Genomic DNA, 21,463 nt, shown 5'->3' with positions numbered 1-21,463 from the left:
GTAAGCCTTTTGCATGATTTAACCGAATGACTCATGCTTCATTCTCGCCATGTAATAGGTACTTTGGTACTTGCCCTCTCTGAACGTTGCATTCTTTGCCTCACCTTCGATTTCAAAGCCAAATTTCTTATAGCACGCGATCGCTGCTTCGTTATCCGTATTGACCTCTAGGTGAACGCGCTTTATTTGCAACCAGTTGTCTGCTAAATCAAGCACAGTTTCAATCAACCTACTAGCGATACCCATACCATGATAGTCATCATGTACACCGAGTCCAAAAGTACCACAGTGAGCGGTTCGCGGGCGCTGGGAGTGCTCGAAGCCTATGTTTCCGACCACCTTCCCATCCACTTCAGCAACAAAGCTATAAATCCCTGTCGGTATGTTTTCCAGTCGTTGTGCCCACATGGTTACTGATGGTTGAGGGAGCTGTAGAGTTTCACGTAGCGCTTTGGGTTGTGAATAAATTTCACACATTGCGGCTGCATCGCTCACTAGAGTAGGGCGAATTAGTATTTCCATATTATTACCTTCTCGACTGGTTAAACATGACTCAACCATAACGAGCAAATAAAAAAAGATAAAGCATTGTTTTAACTTATTTTAATAGGCCTAAATTTAGTTATGAAACGTTTGAAGCGTGAGCGGTGCCGAAGACGTATAAATTGTAAATAAGTTTGTTTATTTGTTGACGAAGACTTATGGTGTTTCAGAGCCCATAAAAGGAATAATAAATGAACACGTCGGCTGGCTGGAAAACGCCTCAGAATTTTTTGATCATCATTTCTATTGTGGTGCCCATCGCTTTTTCTAGTTGGATGGCGCTGCTTAACAACTTTGTTATTGAAAAAGCGAACTTTGATGGTGCTGATATTGGTCTTCTTCAAAGTGTCCGTGAAATTCCGGGTTTCTTAGCGTTCACCGCCGTATTTGTTCTGATGTTCATTCGCGAACAGAGGTTCATGCTACTCGCGCTTGGGGCGCTCACTCTGGGTACCGCTATTACTGGCTTTTTCCCTTCACTGTTTGGCTTGTTATTGACGACTTTGTTGATGTCGACAGGTTTCCACTACTTCGAAACGCTCAAGCAGTCGCTGTCTCTACAATGGCTTTCCAAAGACGAAGCACCAGAGATGTTAGGTAAGTTTATTTCTGTCGGCGCTTTGGCATCGCTAATCACTTATGGTGCGCTTTGGGTCTGTCTAGAGATGCTTAACATGGATTTTCAGTGGGTCTATCTGACGTTTGGCGGCATTGGTTTTCTACTGGTGATTTGGATGGCGTTTGCCTTTCCTCAGTTTCAAACCCAAGTCCAGCAGAATAAGAAGCTGGTGCTGCGTAAGCGTTATTGGTTGTACTACGCGCTGACGTTTATGAGTGGTGCACGCCGACAAATCTTTACTGTTTTCGCAGGCTTCCTGATGGTGGAAAAGTTTGGTTACTCGGCGGCAGATATCACCATGCTATTTCTGATTAACTACCTGTTTAACTTCTTGTTTGCAAAAAGAATTGGCAAGTTCATCGGTAAAGTGGGTGAACGTAAAGCACTGTTGTTTGAATACACAGGTTTGATCGTTGTCTTTATTGGCTATGGCTTGGTGCAAAGTGCGGAGTGGGCTGCAGCCTTGTACGTTATTGACCATTTATTCTTTGCTTTAGCGTTAGCAATTAAAACCTATCTACAAAAAATTGCCGATCCTGCTGACATGGCTTCGACAGCGGGTGTGTCATTCACCATTAATCATATTGCAGCGGTATTTATCCCGGTATCGTTTGGCCTCGTCTGGTTAGTGTCACCGTCAGCAGTATTCTACATTGGTGCGGCAATGGCAGTGGTTTCCTTCATTTTGTCGCTTAATATTCCTGCCAAGCCTGAAGAGGGCAATGAAGTACGAATACTGCGCTGGAGCTAGACAGAAAAGCGAAGGTTTAGCCTTCGCTTTTTTATGATGCCGGATTATGGGGATGAGACTCTTTAGCTCTGGGGTGCTTTACTCTATAATTGCCGCGCTTTTATCTGGGACATCCCGTTTTCACCTTGGATACATTATGATTTCGAAAAACCAACTCAAATTACTACGTGCTTTAGGCCAAAAGAAACAGCGCAAAGCGCACGGTCTGTTTTTGGTCCAAGGTGAAAAGAACGTACTTGAATTGGTGAACAGCGAGCTGCAAGTGAAACAGATTTTTGCTACCGGCGATTTTTTGGCTGCGAACCAAGATCAATTAGATGATTTTGAATGCATCGAAGCGTCATTAGATGATCTCACTAAAGCCAGTACACTGGTTAGTAATAATGCAGCAATTGCGGTGGTAGAAATTCCTTCGATCACGGTACCTCAAGCTCAAGGTTTGATGATTGCTTTAGATGGCGTGTCAGACCCCGGTAATCTCGGCACCATCATTCGCGTTGCCGACTGGTATGGCATCAAACACATTGTGGCGAGTAAAGATTGCGCCGACCCGTACAACCCGAAAACCATCAGTGCCACTATGGGCAGTTTTGGCCGTGTCACCGTCAGCCAACTGGATCTGCCAAGTTACTTAGAGCAGGCCAGCATTCCTGTATATGGTGCCTTTTTGGAAGGTGAAAGCATCCACAAAACGAAGTTTAACTCTGAGGGCATTCTTCTGATGGGCAGTGAATCTCATGGTATACGTGAGCAAGCGGCTCAGTTTGTTACAGACAAGATAACCATTCCCGCTTTTGGTGGTGCAGAGTCACTCAACGTGGCAATGGCTACGGGGATCATTTTAGATAACTTACGTCGCCAGCATGATGAATAAAAAGTCTTGAATGCAAAAAAGCGCAGTGATTTACTGCGCTTTTTTATATCTGAAGGTAGAGTGCTTTACTTCTCTAACATACCTAACTTGTCTGGTACACCATTCCACTTCTCAGCTTCATCCATTGCTGGCTTAACTTCGGTTTGCACGGGCCATAGTTCGGCGAGTTCGGCATTTAACTCAACGTAAAGCGTTTGGTCCTCAGGCACTTCGTCTTCCTGAAAAATAGCATTCGCGTCACACTCATCAACACATAAGCCGCAGTCAATACACTCAATAGGATTGATCACCATGAAGTTTGGCCCTTCGTGGAAGGCATCTGCAGGGCATACTGCGACACAGTCAGTATATTTACATTGAATGCAGTTATCGGTTACGACGAACGCCATGATGATCCGCTCTTAAGTTAGTCAAAAGTTGAGGAATGGGGATAATACTCATCCCAAGCGAAAATTCAATATCCAGCATAGTTATTGTTACTGATGCGGTCTGATTTAGTATGACAGACAATTCAAATTCTCGTAAAATGCGCGCCATTGTGAGCTGGTCGCTGAGCGACTCTGGCTAAGACACCTGATATTACGAGACATCAACATGATACGTTTAACTGAAATTAAACTCCCTCTCGACCATGAGGAAGAGGCACTGATTGCCGCCATTACCCAAAAACTCGGTATTTCTGAAGACCAAGTGATCTCTTTCAATTTATTCCGACGTGGTTACGATGCTCGTAAAAAGACAAATATTCTGTTGATTTACACGCTTGACGTTGTCGTTGAAAACGAGGAGCAACTGTTAGCGAAATTTGTTGATGATCCGCATGTTAAACAGACGCCAGACATGGAGTACAAGTTTGTTGCTACGGCACCAGAGAACATTACTGAACGTCCGGTGGTTATCGGCTTCGGCCCTTGTGGCTTGTTTGCTGCGTTGATTCTAGCGCAAAGTGGCTTTAAGCCGATTGTGGTCGAGCGAGGTAAAGAAGTTCGTGAGCGTACCAAGGATACATTTGGTTTTTGGCGCAAACGTACTCTAAACACAGAATCAAATGTACAGTTCGGTGAGGGTGGCGCAGGTACGTTTTCCGACGGCAAACTCTACAGTCAGGTTAAAGATCCAAACTTCTACGGAAGAAAGGTGATTACTGAGTTCGTGGAAGCGGGCGCTCCAGAAGAAATTCTATACGTCAGTAAACCACATATTGGTACCTTTAAACTGGTGACCATGATTGAGAAAATGCGTGCGAGAATCATCGAGTTGGGTGGTGAAATTCGCTTTAGCACCCGTGTTGATGACATCCACATGGATGGAGACCAAATTACAGGTCTAACGTTATCGAACGGTGAAGAGATTCAATCTCGCTATGTTGTGTTAGCTGTTGGACACAGTGCGCGTGACACCTTTGAAATGCTGCACGACCGTGGTGTTTATATGGAAGCTAAGCCGTTTTCTGTGGGCTTCCGAGTTGAGCATAAGCAGTCGACGATTGATGAAGCACGTTTTGGCCCTAACGCAGGTAACCCAATTTTAGGTGCTGCGGACTATAAGTTAGTTCACCATTGTAAGAATGGCCGCACTGTTTACAGCTTCTGTATGTGCCCGGGTGGCACAGTGGTTGCCGCAACGTCAGAAGAGGGTCGCGTTGTGACTAATGGTATGAGCCAGTATTCGCGCTCGGAACGCAACGCAAACAGTGCCATCGTGGTAGGTATTGATCCTGAGCGTGATTACCCTGGTGATCCCCTTGCTGGTATCCGTTTCCAGCGTGAGCTAGAGTCAGGTGCTTATGTTCTAGGTGGTGAGAACTATGATGCACCAGCGCAGAAAATTGGTGATTTCCTGAAAGGTCGCGATCCAAGTGAGCTGGGTGACGTTCAACCATCATTTACGCCAGGTATCCATCTGACAGATATTTCTAAAGCGCTACCGGAGTTTGCAATCGAGGCGATTCGAGAAGCCATTCCAGCGTTTGATAAGAAGATTAAAGGCTTTGCATCTGAGGATGGTTTGCTCACTGGGGTTGAAACTCGTACCTCGTCACCGGTGTGTATCAAGCGCGGCAAAGATTTCCAGAGCATTAACCTAAAAGGTTTCTACCCCGCGGGTGAAGGTGCTGGTTACGCAGGGGGTATCCTTTCTGCTGGTATTGATGGGATTAAGGTTGCGGAAGCTTTGTCCAAGGCGATGGTGTCTGATCTGTAAAAGGTGTCATTCACGTAAGCAAACTCTTCGGCTCTTCTGTACTAACAGAGGAGCCAACCTGTCGCTATCCCTTAGCTAATCTATGTTCCATCTAACACCCACATTGAATTCAACTTGACTGTCAACTCGGAGATATTCTGGTCTATGCATCGAATAATAGCGAGCGCTCATGCTTGTAGGCTAAAGAACAAAACCAGAACTTGTCTTGGGCTTTTGCTTGGGTTACTGATTAAAACGGTCTTGTAGATACTCGATAAAAGTTTTGATTTGGCTTGGAATATACTTAGATTGCGCATATTGAGCGATGATCTTACCTTGATAGTTTCCTCCTACATGCCAATCAGGTAACACTTCTATCACTTGCCCAGAGTCTATGTAAGATTGAATCGCAAATTCAGGAAACACTGAGATCCCGACACCACGCAAAACGGCTTCGCGTCTAATTTCACTGTGATTTACGGCGAATGATCCAGTGACGCTCATCGCTAGTTTTTTTTTGTTGTTGGTAAATTCCCACACTCTATCCTTCGGATTTTCTCCTAAACATAAACAATTGTGCTGATCAATGTCTTCGGGGTGAGTTGGCGTACCATTGCTTTGTAAGTAAGCAGGGCTGGCGCACATAACTAAACGACATTGACCGAGTTGCCTAGCAATCAAGCCCTCAGTAGGGTTATCGGTTATGTGGATTATGACGTCTACCTCATCACCAATAGGATCAATATAGTGATCAGCCACTTTGAGTTGTAAAGAAATATTGGGGAAATGGTCAATGAAGTCGAGAAGCATCGGCATTAAAACTTGCCGAGAGAGTGCTTTGGGTGCGGCCACACGCAAAGAACCTGAAATGTCGGTTTTATCTACCTGAGCCGCAGAGATGGCCATTTTCGCCGAGTTCATCATGTCGCTACATAAACTGTAGACCTCTTGTCCGGTTGTACTTAAGCGCATCTGTCTAGTGGTTCTCTCAAGCAGCTTTTCTTGCAACGCATTTTCCAAACGGGTGATGGAACGACTCACCGAAGAAGGTGACACCCCTAGCTTCTTAGCAGTTCCAGAAAAGCTTCCAGACTCGACCACATTGACGAAAATTGCCATCTCAGATAAGAGAGGGATTAGTTTATTTGTGTCCACAGTGCAATTATCCTTTGCATTTCGGCTATATTGTTTCGTCCAAGTTACTTATGGATACTAATTAAGTCAATTGACAGTATCGCAGAATGATTCAAGGACGGATGTGTGAAAAAAATAAGAAGCATCGGCGATGTTAAGACCGTTGCAAAGGTAGCTAATCATATCTTGACCTTATTTAGTGGTGGGCTAGACAGCTCTTATGTGCTGGATCTGCTAAAGAATTGTGATGTGAAGGTCACGGCGGTTGCCGTTGATTTGGGTGATGGGATAGAACACTCAAAGTTAAAATTTATCACGGATCACTATGGTTTTGACCTCAAGATCATCGATGCAAGACAGGAATTTGTTGAACATAGCCTAGTCTCAGCGATTCAAGCTCAAGCTATGTATTTGAATGACTATCCAGTCAGCTCTTCTCTTTCGCGACCTATCATTGTGAAAAAAGCAGTCGAGTTAGCGGACCTACTGAATTGTGACGCTATTATCCACACTGCAAATCAGTCGCAAAATAGCCTGCGTCGTTTAAACGGTGCGATTGAAAAATCGGGTTTTGGCGGTTATTACGGTTCGCCATATGAATACTCGGCACTGTCCCGTGAAGATAAAGCGCAGGCCCTGTTTCATTCCGGTTTAGTTGGATTCAAGTCCAGAAATATTAGCGGTGATTCCAACTTGTGGTGTCGAGAGTTTGAATCTGGCGTTTTGGACGATCCGGAAAGTTTTGTGGTTTCAGATTCTTTGTTTACCTGGTCAAAGTGGCAACCAGAGAAACAATTAGACAATGATCAAATTAAAATCGGTTTCAGAAAGGGCTATCCCGTTACACTGAACGATAAACCGATTAATTTACTCGAGTTAATTGCCTTCATTAACAACTACGTTGGCGCGTATGAGATTGGTCGTTTTGTAGGGTTCGACCATCTCGATCAGGATGAAAAGGTACTAGAGGTGCGAGAAGCGCCCGCCGCCTTAGTTCTGATAAAGGCTTATAAGTTACTGGAAACGGCAACTTTACCTACAGATGTTCTCAAAGCGAAGGCAATGCATAACGATATGTGGACTCAGGAGGCCGTAGAGGGCCGATGGGGAAGCCTGTTGCAATGTGCAAGCTATGCGTTCATCGCTCACACTGCCGAGTTCGTTTCTGGCAGTGTCTCTTTTCAATTGTCTAGAGGGCATTTCATGCCCTCTGGCATTGTGGCCGATGAGCCAAAGTATCTTCGTGATAGGGATGAATGGGAGATTGATGTAGCTCGCCAGAGAGCTCAACGTGCCATTGAGCTTACCGATCAATCTAGGTCAAGTCGTCAGTTAGCATAGGAACCGCGACCGATGAATTTTACTCAGGATGAAACAACAGAGATTCTCTCTGGCATAGCTAATACATTGAAAAATGATGATTATGTTTTTGTAACTGGTCGGCAAATGACAGTGTTGCTAGAGACCAATGTTGATGAGGTCGTGCGTTTTAAGCAATGCTGGAGCACATTGGAACGCGACAACTATATGGCAGACGGAGGGACCTATCGTTATCGGCGCTATGGTCAGTTTACGAAATTGGCGGCTCAACGCGAGATTAGCATGCTTCCTCATGAGCCTTATGTTCAACCAGCCTTTATCAATTCATTGAACGGCGATATTGAGCGTCATTTTGCACCGCTCAGCGATAAGTTTGTGACTTCCGTATTGTTGGAGAGACTACTGCTGATGTTGGGTGATATCTATGATGCCGCGTTAAATACATCCGCTAACTGGAACATTCGTCTACACCCGTATCGAATTGTCACTAATGGTTCGCAACAAGGGCAGCCGACACCTGAAGGGCTTCATCGTGACGGTGTGACCTTCATTGCTTCTCTGATGATCAATCGAGTGAACGTTATGGGGGGAGTGACCAAAATTACCGACGCGAGCCGATGTTTGCGCGAAGAGCTTATGTTGGACAAAACTTTTGATTTAGTGTTGGCGAATGATAAGCAGACGATGCATGAAGTCTCGCCGATTACACCCGTTGATTTGGAAAAGTGCGCCTATAGGGACGTACTCGTAATAGCATTCACACGGATGGAGGATTGAGATGACAACGGCTGCTGATTCGTTAAAAAAAGGAAGTGTGAGATTTCCCCTCACAGAGTTGCTACTTCTACTCGTAGCGTTATTTTGGGGAACGAGTTACGGCCTGACTAAAAGTGCTTTGGTCTATACGAGTGTTTTGTTGTTTATCTCGATACGATTTTCGATCACCTTTTTGTGTATGCTACCTGTGGTGATTCGAGACTTTCGCCGAGGATTGAATAAAGACTGGAAGATAGCGATTCCCACCGGTTTGATTCTATCGGCGATTTTTTTCTGTGAAGTGTTTGGGGTTTCCCAGACCTCAGCATCTAACGCTGCGTTTTTGATAAGTCTATCTGTCATTCTGACCGCTTTCGCCGAGCTGTTTATTAATAAGAAGAAGATCAGCAACACCTTATGGGTTTTAACGGTTTGTAGTGTGGTTGGCGTTTTGTTACTCACTAGCAAAGAGACGGTAGAGTTTTCTCTAAACAGTGGCGATTACTTTATTCTCACGGCGGCTTTCCTTCGTGCATTGATGGTCACTATGACCAAGCGGTTTACGGAAGGTAAGGCGATCACCACATCAACATTAACGTCACTTCAATCTTTAGTGGTGGCATTGGTGGCTATTGTCTGTGCAGTGACGTATTTACCCGCATCTGAATTTGTTATTCCTGCTTCATTTGAGTTTTGGCTGACAGTCACCTACCTCGTCTTGTTCTGTACCTTGTTTGCATTTTATGTTCAGAACTACGCAGTGCGCCGCACGTCTCCAACGCGCGTTTCCTTGCTGATGGGCAGTGAACCGCTGTTCGGCGCCATATTCGCCATGGTTTGGTTGCAAGAATCGCTCAGTACGATACAAATCTTAGGCGGGGCTCTGATTCTATTTAGTGTGGTGGTTACCTCGACAAAGGAATCTTAAAGCAAAGCGGACTATGGGGTCCGCTTTTTACTAATGACTTACACTAACCACATCCTATGGGCTGATTTTCAACAGCAGTTGAACCCAGTTATGCCTCTTATCGACGATACAGTGGTGTTCAGAAGAACGTGCTCCCGTCTTACTGTCATGTGTTTGTTTCTCAACTTTAAGCTTTGCTAGTGCTAGTTATAGCGACATCAGTTACCATGACAATTATTGCCTTTTCTTTATAAATTTACTGGTTGAGAGAACTCATCAATGAGTGAGATGTTTGATAGACAAAGCAGCTTTGGTTGGCTGATCAATGTAGTGGCGAATGATGCTGCGAAAAACTTGGACACGGAACTAAAGAAGCATGGGTTAACACTTGCCCTTTGGCCGACACTTATGTGTTTGTGGGAAGAAGAAGGCGTGACTCAACGCGATATTGCTCAGAAATCTAAAGTGGAAAATTCAACGACAACTCGTACTCTTGATAAGTTGGAAAGTTTAGGTTTGGTTGAGCGTCACACTGACCCCAACAGCCGTCGCGCTTTTCGTATTTATTTGACCAATGAGGGAAGAGCGTTAAAGGATACCTTGGTCCCTATCCCTATTGCGATTAATCAAAAGTTGCTTAGCGTGCTTGAACCTGAAGAACGTGGTGAAATCATTCGCCTACTGCAAAAAATGGTCGTTGCTGTTTGAGGGAGAGGAATTAATGACTAAGCCACTAAATGAATGCATTGTCCCTATGTATCCAACAATACAAGCGTTGGACGTGAATGCATTGGAACCTGGGGAGCACAAGTTTTGGTTTGCGGTAGCCACAGATGCTATTGGTCATCCGCAGACATTGCCCGTACGTGTGTTTAAAGGTGATAAGCCGGGTAAACGTATCATGATTACCGCAGGTGTTCATGGTGACGAGCAAAATGGAATTCTAACAGCACAAAAATTGGCACGTGAGCTGGAAGGTCAATCTATTTGTGGCTGTATTACCATAGTGCCTACCGTTAATCTTTCTGGCATAGCAAGGCATAGCCGAGACTTTCACTCTGCAGCCCCCGATAGCTCTTCGGCCAACCTTAACCGTGTGTTCCCTGGTAACCCAAATGGTGATGATGCTAGCCGCTATGCGAATAGTCTTTGGGAGAACTTGCTGAAACCCAATGCGGATTTGGCTATCGATCTTCATTCTCAGACTAGTGGCTCTGCTTATCCCTTATATGTTTTCGCTGATTATCGCTTGGATGATTCGATTCGTATGGCAAGGCTTATCAACTCTGATGTGATTCTCAATGACCCTGGAGATCCTGGCATTTTAGAAACAGTGTATAACCGAGCTGATATTCCATCCATCACCATTGAAGTAGGGATAGGTCGATACACGGACTTGGAGATGATTCAGCGTGCCACTAATGGTGTCCTCAACATTTTCAAAGATTACGCGCTGATTGACGGCGACCTTGCCATTGCGGACTTCCCTTGTCTTGAGGGAGAGCGAATTACCAGTGTTCGGGCGGAGCAGGGAGGGTTTGTTGTGTGCCATGTTGAGTTGATGGAGTTAGTCGAGCAGGGGCAGATTTTGGCAACTCAGTACAACAGTTTTGGCGATGAAATTCAGATCTATTACTCTCCAATAAGAGCGACAGTCATTAGTCACAATGTCGAATCCGTGCGAGCGCCTGGTTCATTGATTGTTCGTCTTATAGATTGATTATGACTTGCTATGATTATCGTCCCATGAACAGTGAGATTGAGCGGTGAAAACATCATCGCCTTTGCTCGTATGATAATAGCTACTTGGTAAAAAAGGCTTCTACTGTTATCCACTAGCGCTGATACCTGAATAAATATTGCGGTACTGAGTGTTGACCTTAGCTTGTGGTGTGCGTTAAGTCATCGTCAGGTGGAGCATAACTTGTTGTTAAACGGGGTCCGTAAGGTTAAGTTATGGCTTCGAATCGGTCCGCCAAAACATGTCTCAGAGCGGGTAGCGTTGTAGGCTTATCCAAGCGACCATCCATTAGGTGGTAAATCTTCTCCAGTTCTATGTCTCCTGTTTCGCCAGACAATGCGATAATGGGAGTCTCGGGCGAAAGTTGTTTGATTTTCCGACTTGCATCAAAACCGTTCATCACAGGCATCTGAATGTCCATTAAAACAAGATCGACTTGGGTCGTTTTAAATACGTCAATAGCATTTTTACCGTTATTTGCTTGTATGCTATTGATTCCAAGCTGATTCAAGTACATTTGTGCAAGGGAGCGTTGGACTTTTTGATCATCAACGATAAGTACGGTCGGTCCATCGTTGTGAACATCAACGTTTGCCTCGTGTGACTGTTGGGAATTGCGTTGAGTTTTAGGGTTGTTTGCCAACTCAGGTATATCGAATGTGTCTAAAGCAGGAGCATTTGGTGCGATAGGAAAATACAAATGAAATTCTGTAAATTCTCCTAGCTTTGATCGACACTCGATTTTGCCTCCAAATGAGCGCATGACGCGCTGACAATAACCCAGACCGAGGCCACTTCCGCCACTCTTTTGGTAAGAGAAGAAATCATCGAAGATCTTATCTGCAACCGACTCATCGATTCCTGGTCCTGTATCCCGAAAAACAAGTACATTTCCATACAACTCTGTATGGGTGCTCATCTCAATGCAGCTATTTGGGTATTCTTCAAAATAGTAAACCGCATTGCGGATCAGATTAAAGATAACGAAGTTGAAGAGTGTTTCGTTCACTTTAATTACAAAATCAGTGTGTTCAGGGAGTTGGATTCTTTCCATGAGCACACTATTTTCAAAGCCGTATTGATCTACGGCATACTTAACCGCTGTGTGAATAGAAGTAAATGTTGTTAAATCATGTTCTGTGACAGAGCTGTTGACCTCTCGAAGAATCAGGTCGATCAACTGTCGACCTCGGAGTATCGCTTGTAAGCTATCCTCTATATCAATCTGGGTCTGTTCTATTGGTCCATTGTTATAAATACGCTGTTTTAGTGCCTCTAACTTCAATTGCACTTGTGCGAGAGGATTACGCATCTCATGAGCGATAGAATGAGCGAGTACCCGGTTTTGGTTAATTTTTTGATCGGCTTCAATCGAGCTTTGTATGCGACTTAAAAGTATTTTTAGGGCTGAAATCTCTTCACTGGAGAAAAGCTGTTTGTTGATTTTGTGCGATGAAATGAGCAAGTGCGTTATCGATTGACACTGATCGGAAAGGGGCATAACCAAAGCGATATTATTGGAAGTCATCTCATCACATAGTGCTTTTACCGGGCTCTTTAAATCACGTCTATTTTCATTGATTTCAGACAGTTCATCTAACAACAATATTGAGTCATTGGAAGATAGAAAACCTTTGTAGCTGGAATCAGCATCATCACTGGTGACCAATCGTAACTTATCGTTAGGAATATTGAGTAAACAACTCAAACGTTCCATCGCATCGTCAATGGATAACTTGAAGTCTTCCTCTAATGCGAGAATTTGCTGTACTAGAGTATTCTTGTTTCCATAGATAAGCAGAGAGACATAGCGACTGATGTGCTTGTAAAGTAAATGCCAAGTCATACCAATAAATGCAATCGCTGGGATCAAGAATAAGGCATCTTTGTGCACTAATGGGGCGAAAACATAGCTTAAAAAAACGGCGAAAATTCCGCTGACTAAAAGCGCACTTGTTGTTGTGTATACCAGATATTTAAAGCTGTAGAAGCGGGTTGTTAATAAGGCATAGCCAAAGAGTAGAGTTTCACTAATAGACAAAACTGGAGGTAGCCACGTTAGAGAAAAATCGCCAAAGAAATAGGTAACACCAAGGTGTATGATTACGGTAGATATCATAAAGATTAAAATACCAGCAATCATGTAGTTGTTTTTGGCCTGCGCGATTCTGCCTATATTGCTTCTCATTGCCATCAGGTTTACTAGCGTAAGTAACACAAAGAGCACTAGAATAATAAAAAAGTAAAAGGTATGAGGTCCAAAAATTAAGACAAACTGACTTGGCCCCTCGATTTGTATGTTTTTTACGGTTAGTCCTGATTGAACATTAATATATATGGCATATGCAGAAGCAATCATGAAAGTGGTTTTTTGCCACAGTGGTACTTTGGACTTCTTCTTATCTGCGACTAGTTGGCATGATAGATAGTAAGCAAAGGCGAACGCGAAAAAAGAGGCGAGATTCGCCAGTTTAGCCATGAAAACCCCCATATCATGACCTAGATAAGGAAGAAGTCCGGTATGAAAGTAAAAATTACAGCCTATCCACGAAATAATACACAGAGAATAGGCAATATAAGAGGCATGATATGAGCCTATGATTTTTTCATTATTTTTGACTCTAAAGCAATAATAAATAATCCATAGTAGCACTGCGGCTATTACAATAATCAGGGTTATTGCTTTAGGGTAAAGTATAACAATTGAATCTAAGTCAGACATATCATTCATTTAAGGAACATAGTTGCTTCTGTGAAAACACGGCTCGTTTATATTCACGGAATTGAGTATTGTTTAATGCTTCCGCCATCTTCTCAAAATTCCAGAAACCACGGTAAGTGATTCTATGGTCGTCATTTATATCACAATAACCCGCATGGAAGTATGCATTTTCACTAATTGATTGGTAATAGTTTAGCATAAAAACCTGCTCTATAACTGTAAAGCCAAATTTGTATCCACTCTTATGCATTAAGTTCATGAGTTTTTTCTGTGCTAAGTATAAAAAGTAGAGCTTTTGCTGGGTGCTTCCATTGACGGCTAAACGTAAAACTTCACATACTTGCTCTGTGTTTGATAGCGTACGCTTAAAGTAATGGTCAAACTCTGAAAGAGAGTCACAAGATGGTAACGATTGGTTGTCAAATAGCCGGTAGTGATAAAATTCATAGTAGGCTTGATTGGGTAAGCAAAATGTCCATTTGTTATTAGTAAATTGAGGAGTGTAACTTAGCCAGTTAGTTTGATTGTCCCAATCTTGTACGAGTGCAGAAGCGACCAGAGTAGGGTATGGTTCATTAGGGTTGTCTTTATAGAGGATAAAGTGTTTTCCTTTTTGTGATAAGGAAAGTAGAGGCAGCATCTCATACCACTTCTCACCCTTTACAAATTGTTCTAGGTTACTAAGGGTAATTGCATCTTTAAGCGACATAATGTTGGCATAACCGGGCATTTTGACGATTAGTCCTGAATTCTCGATTTTGTCAACTAACATACAAGCATAATCATTATCGTCGAATGATATTTTGTTATCTGAATTAACTTGATTGATAGCCGTAGAATCTTTTTTTATCGCTTCTATTTCACATTGACACCAAAAGTCTAGCCAGTGAGAGAAACAACATGAAGCTTGATATTCTAAATTACGGATATTTTCAGGAAATGAACTAGGATACTGTGTTATTAAGTCATGATAGTCCATTAATTCAAATAGTGTTGAAAGGCTTCGCAATCTATATTTTGGGAACAGAGTAACCAACTGCTTTTTACGCATGTTAGTTACGCTAAGAAAAATTTCAGCTCTTTGTTTTTTGCTACAATGAGTAAGAACAAGGTCAATCAGACTTTGTTTCTTTTCTTTAATGGGCAAATTTTTATTCGATAGAACATCCAGATTAAAATCAAGCGTCATGACGTACCTTATTGATAATATTAATAATTTTATGTTTTTTATAATTTTCAAATATATCATGAGGGTGTGCGTGTTGCCATGCTAAGAAAAGCGACGTGAGCAGCATTTTTGGTAATAGTTTTAATTTTAGTGTACGCCATATTACCCATTCAGTTGACCCGCAAGTGAAAGTAAAATTTAAGCGAAGTTAATTCTTAGAGAGCTGTGTATATATTACCATTTCCTGTTTGCCTGTTAAGGTATCAAATATGCGACGCGATATAATTATAATGACAATGCTATCACTATGATGAAATCTATTAGTGACGAAAATAAAGTAGTTTTCTAAGCGGGGCGACCAAAACAGCAATTTGGGACACTTTTTCTGATTAATAATTGGTAATACTGGCATCACATTTATTTGTGGGGTCAATAATGCTGTTCAATCAACCCATCACACTTCGGTCCGTTATCCGGCTGAGTCCCATTAAAGTCATGCTGACTTGGCTGATGGTACTGGCTGAGAACGTATTTATGATTTTGCTGCCGCTGTTTATTGGCTTTGCTATTGATGGTGTGCTCAAACAAAACTTGCAGCCGTTACTTATGTTTGCAGCGATCTTATTTGTACTGGTGGTACTCAGTGTTGCCCGTCGTTTTTACGATACTCGTGTTTATGGCGGGATCCGAGTGCGGTTGTCCAATTTGGTTGAGCGTAATTTGCGTGGTCAATCAGTCTCAGTCAAAGATGCCCGACTGTCCATGTCCCGCGAGCTGGTGGATTTTCTAGAGGAAGATTTACCATCGCTGATTACTGCCGTTGTGCAGTTGGTCGCTACGGTTGTCATTCTCGCCACTTTTCACATCAAACTTGCATTATGCGTGTTGGTCGCAGGGCTGAGTATGCTGCTGATTTATGCTCTGTTCCATCAAACATTTACGCGACTTAACGGCGCGTTAAACGATCAGTTAGAGCAACAGGTACGCGTGCTCAGCGGACAGCCTTTTGCGGCGATTAGAACGCACTTTGAACGCTTGAAACGCTGTGAAATCAAACTGTCAGATACTGAAGCGCTGGTGTATGGGCTGATCTTTATTGTCTTATTTGCCGCAGTCCTAACCAACCTTTGGATGGTCAGCATCCTTACTGATCCTACAGTAGGTCAGGTTTTTTCCATCGTAACTTACTCACTGGAATTCGTGGAAACGGCAGTGATGTTGCCTATCACACTGCAAACCTTGTCGCGCCTGATGGAGATCAGCCAACGACTAAATCAAAACTCCGCTCAATTGGCTGCAGAGGAGAAGCCTTATGAAATTTAAAAAGACTCTTGCAATATTAGCTGGCTGTGGGGCAATTTTCGCGGCATTGGTGGTTGTGGATGTTTTAGAGCCTCAGCCAGTTGTGATTGAGCAAAAAGCGCCGAGCAAAACCCCGGTTTCGGTACTGCAAGTGACGCCGGAAGATCACGATTCCAATTTGACTTTGCTGGCAACCACCACAGCGCGTTGGCCGATCCAGCTTAAGGCTTCAAGCAGCGCTCAGTTGGCGTGGTTGAACCCAGATATCGAACCGGGTGTATTGGTGAAAAAAGGTACCTTGTTGGCGAAGCTCAACACCAGCGCTTTAGAGTCTAATTTGGCTCAGGCGAACAGCAGCGTTATGCAGGCAGAATTAAACCTTAAACAGGCACAGCACGAACAAACGGTTGCGCTAAAAATGCTATCACCTACCAAAAGTTCACCGTTTGCTCGCCGTGAGCCACAGTTGTTGGCAGCCAAGGCAGAGTTGGCGCAGGCAAAACAGGCTTACACCAGTGCAGCAAAGTTGCTTGAGGAAGCGAGTGTTGTTGCGCCGTTTGATGCTGTGATCATGCGTCGTAACATCAGCCCCGGTGAATGGTTGGAAGCTGGGCAGGTGACTTTTGAACTCGCCGCCAGCGACTCAATGGATGTCGAGCTGCCTGTTTCAGAACTTCATTGGCAGCAGGTGCAATCCGTGTTGAGTCAACCTGAGATTACAATTGTGAATCGAGATGGCAGCGAGTGGCAGGCACAAGTTCGATATGTCTCACCGCAGGTTGATCCAACCACACGTCAGCGACAAGTGGTTTTGTCTGTTCGCGAACCTTATCAAGGAATGACTCGTTTACTGCCTAATCAACAGGTGAAAGTCATCGTTAGTCTCGGCTTACGGCCTGAAATTGTGAACTTGCCACTCAGTGCGATCACACGAGATGGATACGTCTGGACACTTGATGAGCAAAACCGATTGCAGAAAGAGTGGATTACGCAAATAGGGCAAACGCGTAATCAGGTTTATGCTCGCTTTGAACAGGACAGCGCGAAGGTACGTCAGGTGGTGGTGTACCCACTGCAGTCGATGTTGCCGGGGAAGCAAGTATCCCCGCAAGTTGCGCAGATATTGGTCGCGAAGCAGGAGGGTAATCAATGAGCTGGATGACTAAGTGGTTTATCAACAATCCAGTAGGTGCGAACCTGTTGATGCTCGCGATCATCGTCAGCGGTATTATGGCGTTTGGTCAACTCCGTGTGGAGTCCTTTCCGCAGATTGCGCCGTCATCGGTTGTGATCAATGTTGCCTACCCGGGAGGTACAGCTAAACAGATTGATGAGAGTGTTACGCAGCGAATTGAAGAGTCCATCAGTGGTATCTCTGGTATTAAACAGGTGACTAGCCAGTCTAGCGCAGGAATGTCGAGCGTTGTTGTACGCAAAACCAGCAGCGCCGACCTCAACAAGCTGCTGGATGATGTACGTAACCGAGTGAATGCGATCAATGGTTTTCCTGCTCAAGCTGAAAAGCCTCAGGTGGTTAGAAATGAATTTACTAACTTGGCCGCTTTTGTTGTCGTTTCGGGGCCACGCAGCGATGAGCAGCTTCAACCCATCGCAAGACAGGTTGAGCAAGCGCTAAAAAGTAATCCCAAGATTTCTAAAGTATCCAACTGGGGAAGTCGCAAACCACAACTTATCATTGAGCCAGATCCAGCGCAGCTCAAGAAACTGGGTTTGAGTCTGGAAGATTTAGCCAGCACCATCGGACAGATGTCGCTAGAGTCTCGCACCGGTGAGTTAATCAGTGATAAGGGCCGAATGGTCATCCGTGGTGATGGCTACGCCGATGACGTACAAAAGCTGCGTCGTCTTGCGATCGTCTCTCGCCCATCTGGTACCGTCTATTTAGGTGACATCGCTAAGCTGAGTCGTGGCTATGAGCGTAGTGGCTCCATTGTACGTAATAATGGCATCAATGCTATCGCTCTGCTGATCAGCACCAGCCAGACCGACAACCTGCTCAAAGTGAGCGATGCAATTAAGGATACCTTGGCGGAGCAACGCAAAATCCTGCCTTCAGACATTGAGCTGAATACCATGGCAGACATGGCACCCTATATTGAAGAGCAACTGTTCAGACTCGGTGATAATGCGTGGCAAGGCCTTTTGATTGTGGTGGTGCTACTGGGCATTTTTCTTGAGCTGAAATTAGCATTTTGGGTGGCTGTGGGTATACCGGTCGCCATCGCGGGTACCTTAGGGGCGATGCAACTGGCTAACTACAGCATCAATGACATCACGCTGTTTGGCTTTATTTTGGTACTGGGGATCTTAGTCGACGATGCCGTTGTCGTAGGTGAGGCCATTCATGAACAACGAGGTAAACATGCGAGTGGGCGCAAAGCAGCGTGGCACGGCGTGCACTCGGTTTCAGTTGCAACGGTATTCGGTGTTTTGACCACCATTGCGGCATTTTCGCCAATGCTTTGGATTAACAACGATTTTGCCAAGATTCTGGCTGGATTCTCCGCTGTGGTGATATTTGCGCTGATCTTCTCTCTGATTGAAAGTAAGTTCATTCTGCCATCGCACCTAGCACAGTTGTCCGTGATTAAAAAATCTAATGGCATTTTCTCTAGCATTCAGTCTGTGGCTCAAGGCGGTTTGGAGTGGTTCAATTTCAGAGTGTACAAACCTACCTTGGAAAAGGTACTGGATTATAAGCTGGCGTCACTGCTGGGCTTTGTCGCCGCTATCGTACTGGCGTATGGCATGTGGTCTACTGGGACGATTCGAAGTGCCATTTTCCCCGAAATCCCCGGTCGATACGTTACCGCGAAAGTTGAGCTAGAAGACGGCGCCCCTTTGCCGTTACAAAAGAAAGCCTTAGATCAAATCGAACAGGCGATGATCAACGTCGAAGACGAGCTGATGCAAGACTACCCGTTGAGCCAGCCACCCGTGGTAAACCTGCTTGCGTGGTCCGATGGTTATGGAGAGGTGGAAGTGACCGCCGAGCTAACCAGTGAAGCCTTGAGCCTCTTGCCGAGTAATCTACTGACCGATAGTTGGCGTACTCATACTGGGAGCATTGAAGGAGCGTATTCAGTTCAGTTTAGTGCGGCTGAAGCGCCTGCTGGTGGAACATTCATCTCGATATCATCCAGTGACCGTGAACTTGCTAAGCGCGTCAGTAGTCAATTGGAGGACAAACTGGCTGCTTTGCCTGGCGTAGCGGATATATATGATGACGGTAAAAGCGGCCAGCCTCAGGTGCGGTTAGTGCTTAATGAATACGGTCGGCAGCTCGGATTGACGCAAGACAAGTTGGCGCGATTGGCGGGTGAGGCATTTGGTGAGCGAGAAATTCATCGCTTGTTGGAACAAGGCCAAGAAACCAAGGTGCTGCTGCAGTATCCTCGTTCAGAGCGCAAGACCCTCGCTCAGCTTGAGCAGACGATGGTGTTGCTGTCTGAAGGGAAGAGTGTCTTACTCGGTGATATTGCTGAATTTCGTCATGAGCAGGAGCCTCAAATACTCTACCGACGTAATCGTGAGCAAGTAGTAAACCTCTATTGGAAGCAGAACCGAGACGTTCAGGCGCCTGAGCAGACTATGGCTCAGCTTAGCTCTGAGATCAAAACGCTTCATCAGCAGTATCCAGGAGTTCGGATCAAAGCAGGCGGCGAATTTGAAGAGATTGGTGAAGTCTCAGACGGCATCCGCTTCGCGATGATTTTGACCATTCTGCTGATTTACATCTTGTTGGCGGTTCCGCTGAAGTCTTACTGGCAGCCGTTCATCATCATGGCAGTGATTCCATTTGGTTTTGCTGGTGCTATCTTCGGTCACTACCTGATGGATTTGCCAATCAGTTTGTTGTCTATGTTCGGCATGATGGCAATGACGGGAATAGTGATCAATGACTCATTGGTACTGATCACGCGCTTTAATGCTGAGTATCGCAGCGGTGTGCCGCTTAAACAGGCTTTAGTGACGGCTGGTAGCAGTCGATTGAGGGCGATTTTCCTCACGACTATTACTACGGTATGTGGTTTGCTGCCGCTACTCAGTGAGACCGCTGAGCAAGCGCAGTACTTAAAACCTGCAGCGGTTTCATTGGTGTTTGGTGAGCTATTTGCCACGGCGGTAACCCTGCTTCTGATCCCAATACTGCTGGGGATGACCAGTCGTAAATCGGCAAAGCCTGTCGAAGATGAAGTGGCATTAGAGGGAGCCTAATGCTGAGCGTGATTGATTTTATCCGGTTGAAGGGCGATAGTGATCCTGTCGCCCCAGTGAGGCCTGTATCTATGTCACAGCAAGAGAAACCTACATTTAAACTGGTGCCCGAAATTGCGTTATTAGAACCGCTGCCAGAGCATCTTAGAAAGCGCTTTGCTCACGCATTGAAGTTGATGCATGACGAACTGGCAGAACACAGAACGTGGGAGCAAATTGCTACAGAGAGCGCTATATCTCCTTATCATTTCCATCGTCAGTTTAGCGAATTGTTTCATGAGACGCCGGGGCAGTATCTTAGCCGATTACGACTGCAAGTCGCGGTGAATCTGCTGCTCAATGATGAACCTTGGAGTGTGATGGAGGTAGCTCACTATTGCGGATTCTCTTCTTCACAAGCTTTAGGCAAGGCTTTAAAGAGAGAGCTTGGAGTGACGGCGAAACAAATTCGCCAAATGGGTTATGACTCCACACCGCGAGAGACTGCTGATTTTATCGCTAAGCTTGCTCACCCCGGTGCTCAGCAGTCGATTGAGACAGAGCTGGCCAAGTCTATGCCGACTGAGTTGATTTGGTACCCTCAGCGAGGTATGAAAAAGATCGCTCTGGAAGATCCTGACTGGGATTCGGTGATCGAAATCTATGGCAAAAAAACTGTCAATCTACTCGGCGCAACGCCGATTAACCAACTTGAAAAAGTATGGGACCAAATTGAGACATTTATTGGTGATTGGCAAGTCGACGAAGCTCTCTACGATTTTGTGATTCCTGAAGGGTACTACCTGTGCGCTGAGGTGTATCTGATTTCTGATGTTGCTTACAGTGCGGCTTTAGAAGCGCTGTTTGAGATCGTACACGAGCAGAAGTTGGAAATTGATGGTAGTGCTTTTTTGATTGAAATGGTTCGTGATATTGAGTTGACCTTAGCAGGGGGCGCAACGTTTTCATTTCAGATACCTATTACCCGCTAACTCTATTCATCGGGCCTACTCGAATCACTTTGCTTATGGGTGCTGCATAAATAGTCATATATATGCTCGATATAAAAGGGGATAACTAAAGAGTCTGTGGTTATTGTTAAAGCACGTGCGTACAAAATGCCACCAATTGCCTTAGCTCCATAACGTATTGATTTATATTATTATGCGTTTTTAGTGAATTATTTTTCATTATTTGCTTGAGTGTGAAATCTTTGTCGTTATAATT

Annotated in this window: 17 protein-coding genes; 12 read left to right on the top strand and 5 right to left on the bottom strand. The window is 44.6% G+C overall.

Annotated elements, in window-relative coordinates; genetic code table 11:
* Nucleotides 1-18: 18 nt before the first annotated feature.
* A complete protein-coding gene (locus OH455_RS08680) occupies nucleotides 19-522 on the bottom strand; it encodes a GNAT family N-acetyltransferase (RefSeq protein ID WP_206369272.1) in 504 nt (167 codons plus the stop codon).
* 212 nt (nucleotides 523-734) lie between these two features.
* Between OH455_RS08680 and OH455_RS08675 the strand changes: the two genes are divergently transcribed.
* Both OH455_RS08675 and OH455_RS08670 read left to right on the top strand, forming a co-directional pair.
* Nucleotides 735-1,913 (top strand): MFS transporter, encoded by a 1,179-nt coding sequence (locus OH455_RS08675; protein ID WP_269981095.1) that lies wholly within the window; start codon nucleotides 735-737, stop codon nucleotides 1,911-1,913.
* A gap of 136 nt (nucleotides 1,914-2,049) precedes the next feature.
* Nucleotides 2,050-2,787 (top strand): RNA methyltransferase, encoded by a 738-nt coding sequence (locus OH455_RS08670; RefSeq protein ID WP_206369270.1) that lies wholly within the window; start codon nucleotides 2,050-2,052, stop codon nucleotides 2,785-2,787.
* A gap of 65 nt (nucleotides 2,788-2,852) precedes the next feature.
* Here OH455_RS08670 and fdxA read toward each other — a convergent pair whose 3' ends face one another.
* A complete protein-coding gene (fdxA, locus tag OH455_RS08665; RefSeq protein ID WP_045974905.1) occupies nucleotides 2,853-3,176 on the bottom strand; it encodes a ferredoxin FdxA in 324 nt (107 codons plus the stop codon).
* A 205-nt stretch (nucleotides 3,177-3,381) separates the two neighbouring features.
* Here fdxA and OH455_RS08660 point away from each other — a divergent pair, with 205 nt between their 5' ends.
* A complete protein-coding gene (locus OH455_RS08660; RefSeq protein ID WP_045974904.1) occupies nucleotides 3,382-4,989 on the top strand; it encodes an NAD(P)/FAD-dependent oxidoreductase in 1,608 nt (535 codons plus the stop codon).
* A gap of 222 nt (nucleotides 4,990-5,211) precedes the next feature.
* Here the strand turns inward: OH455_RS08660 and OH455_RS08655 are convergent, their stop codons facing one another.
* Nucleotides 5,212-6,123 (bottom strand): LysR family transcriptional regulator, encoded by a 912-nt coding sequence (locus OH455_RS08655; RefSeq protein ID WP_269981094.1) that lies wholly within the window; start codon nucleotides 6,121-6,123, stop codon nucleotides 5,212-5,214.
* Nucleotides 6,124-6,228: 105 nt separating this feature from the next.
* Between OH455_RS08655 and OH455_RS08650 the strand changes: the two genes are divergently transcribed.
* The 5 genes from OH455_RS08650 to OH455_RS08630 all read left to right on the top strand — a co-directional run bounded on the left by OH455_RS08650 (nucleotide 6,229) and on the right by OH455_RS08630 (nucleotide 10,805).
* Entirely contained in the window at nucleotides 6,229-7,443 is a 1,215-nt protein-coding gene (locus OH455_RS08650) for an argininosuccinate synthase-related protein (RefSeq protein ID WP_269981093.1), read from the top strand.
* 12 nt (nucleotides 7,444-7,455) lie between these two features.
* The gene (locus OH455_RS08645) at nucleotides 7,456-8,199 is read left to right on the top strand and encodes a 2OG-Fe dioxygenase family protein (RefSeq protein ID WP_269981092.1); all 744 of its coding nucleotides are present in this window, start codon (nucleotides 7,456-7,458) and stop codon (nucleotides 8,197-8,199) included.
* A 1-nt stretch (nucleotide 8,200) separates the two neighbouring features.
* Nucleotides 8,201-9,106 (top strand): DMT family transporter, encoded by a 906-nt coding sequence (locus OH455_RS08640; RefSeq protein WP_269981091.1) that lies wholly within the window; start codon nucleotides 8,201-8,203, stop codon nucleotides 9,104-9,106.
* Nucleotides 9,107-9,364: 258 nt separating this feature from the next.
* On the top strand, nucleotides 9,365-9,793 hold the full coding sequence (locus tag OH455_RS08635; protein WP_269981090.1) for a MarR family winged helix-turn-helix transcriptional regulator: 429 nt from the start codon (nucleotides 9,365-9,367) through the stop codon (nucleotides 9,791-9,793).
* 13 nt (nucleotides 9,794-9,806) lie between these two features.
* Entirely contained in the window at nucleotides 9,807-10,805 is a 999-nt protein-coding gene (locus OH455_RS08630) for a succinylglutamate desuccinylase/aspartoacylase family protein (protein ID WP_206369264.1), read from the top strand.
* A gap of 229 nt (nucleotides 10,806-11,034) precedes the next feature.
* On the opposite strand, the gene OH455_RS08625 is transcribed toward OH455_RS08630, so the two are convergent.
* Entirely contained in the window at nucleotides 11,035-13,548 is a 2,514-nt protein-coding gene (locus OH455_RS08625) for a hybrid sensor histidine kinase/response regulator (protein WP_269981089.1), read from the bottom strand.
* A gap of 1 nt (nucleotide 13,549) precedes the next feature.
* Nucleotides 13,550-14,737, bottom strand: coding sequence for an acyl-homoserine-lactone synthase (locus OH455_RS08620; RefSeq protein ID WP_206373932.1), 1,188 nt, complete (start codon nucleotides 14,735-14,737; stop codon nucleotides 13,550-13,552).
* Between the two features lie 414 nt (nucleotides 14,738-15,151).
* Here OH455_RS08620 and OH455_RS08615 point away from each other — a divergent pair, with 414 nt between their 5' ends.
* The 4 genes from OH455_RS08615 (at nucleotide 15,152) to OH455_RS08600 (ending at nucleotide 21,228) form a co-directional block, all read left to right on the top strand.
* Nucleotides 15,152-16,039, top strand: a complete 888-nt coding sequence (locus tag OH455_RS08615; protein ID WP_269981088.1) for an ABC transporter six-transmembrane domain-containing protein — start codon at nucleotides 15,152-15,154, stop codon at nucleotides 16,037-16,039.
* Complete coding sequence (locus tag OH455_RS08610) at nucleotides 16,029-17,171, top strand: efflux RND transporter periplasmic adaptor subunit (protein ID WP_269981087.1); 1,143 nt, start codon at nucleotides 16,029-16,031, stop codon at nucleotides 17,169-17,171. The genes OH455_RS08615 and OH455_RS08610 overlap by 11 nt, the downstream gene beginning before the upstream one ends.
* Nucleotides 17,168-20,257 carry an efflux RND transporter permease subunit gene (locus tag OH455_RS08605; protein WP_269981086.1) on the top strand — a complete coding sequence of 1,030 codons (3,090 nt, stop codon included), beginning with the start codon at nucleotides 17,168-17,170 and terminating at the stop codon, nucleotides 20,255-20,257. Before OH455_RS08610 ends, OH455_RS08605 begins: the two co-directional genes overlap by 4 nt.
* Before the next feature lie 71 nt (nucleotides 20,258-20,328).
* A complete protein-coding gene (locus OH455_RS08600; RefSeq protein ID WP_269981172.1) occupies nucleotides 20,329-21,228 on the top strand; it encodes a helix-turn-helix domain-containing protein in 900 nt (299 codons plus the stop codon).
* Nucleotides 21,229-21,463 lie beyond the last annotated feature (235 nt).

Origin of the sequence: Vibrio sp. T11.5, assembly GCF_027587155.1 — a bacterium.
GTDB classification, from domain to species: Bacteria; Pseudomonadota; Gammaproteobacteria; order Enterobacterales; family Vibrionaceae; genus Vibrio; species Vibrio neptunius.
This window is presented reverse-complemented; position numbering and strand designations above follow the sequence as displayed.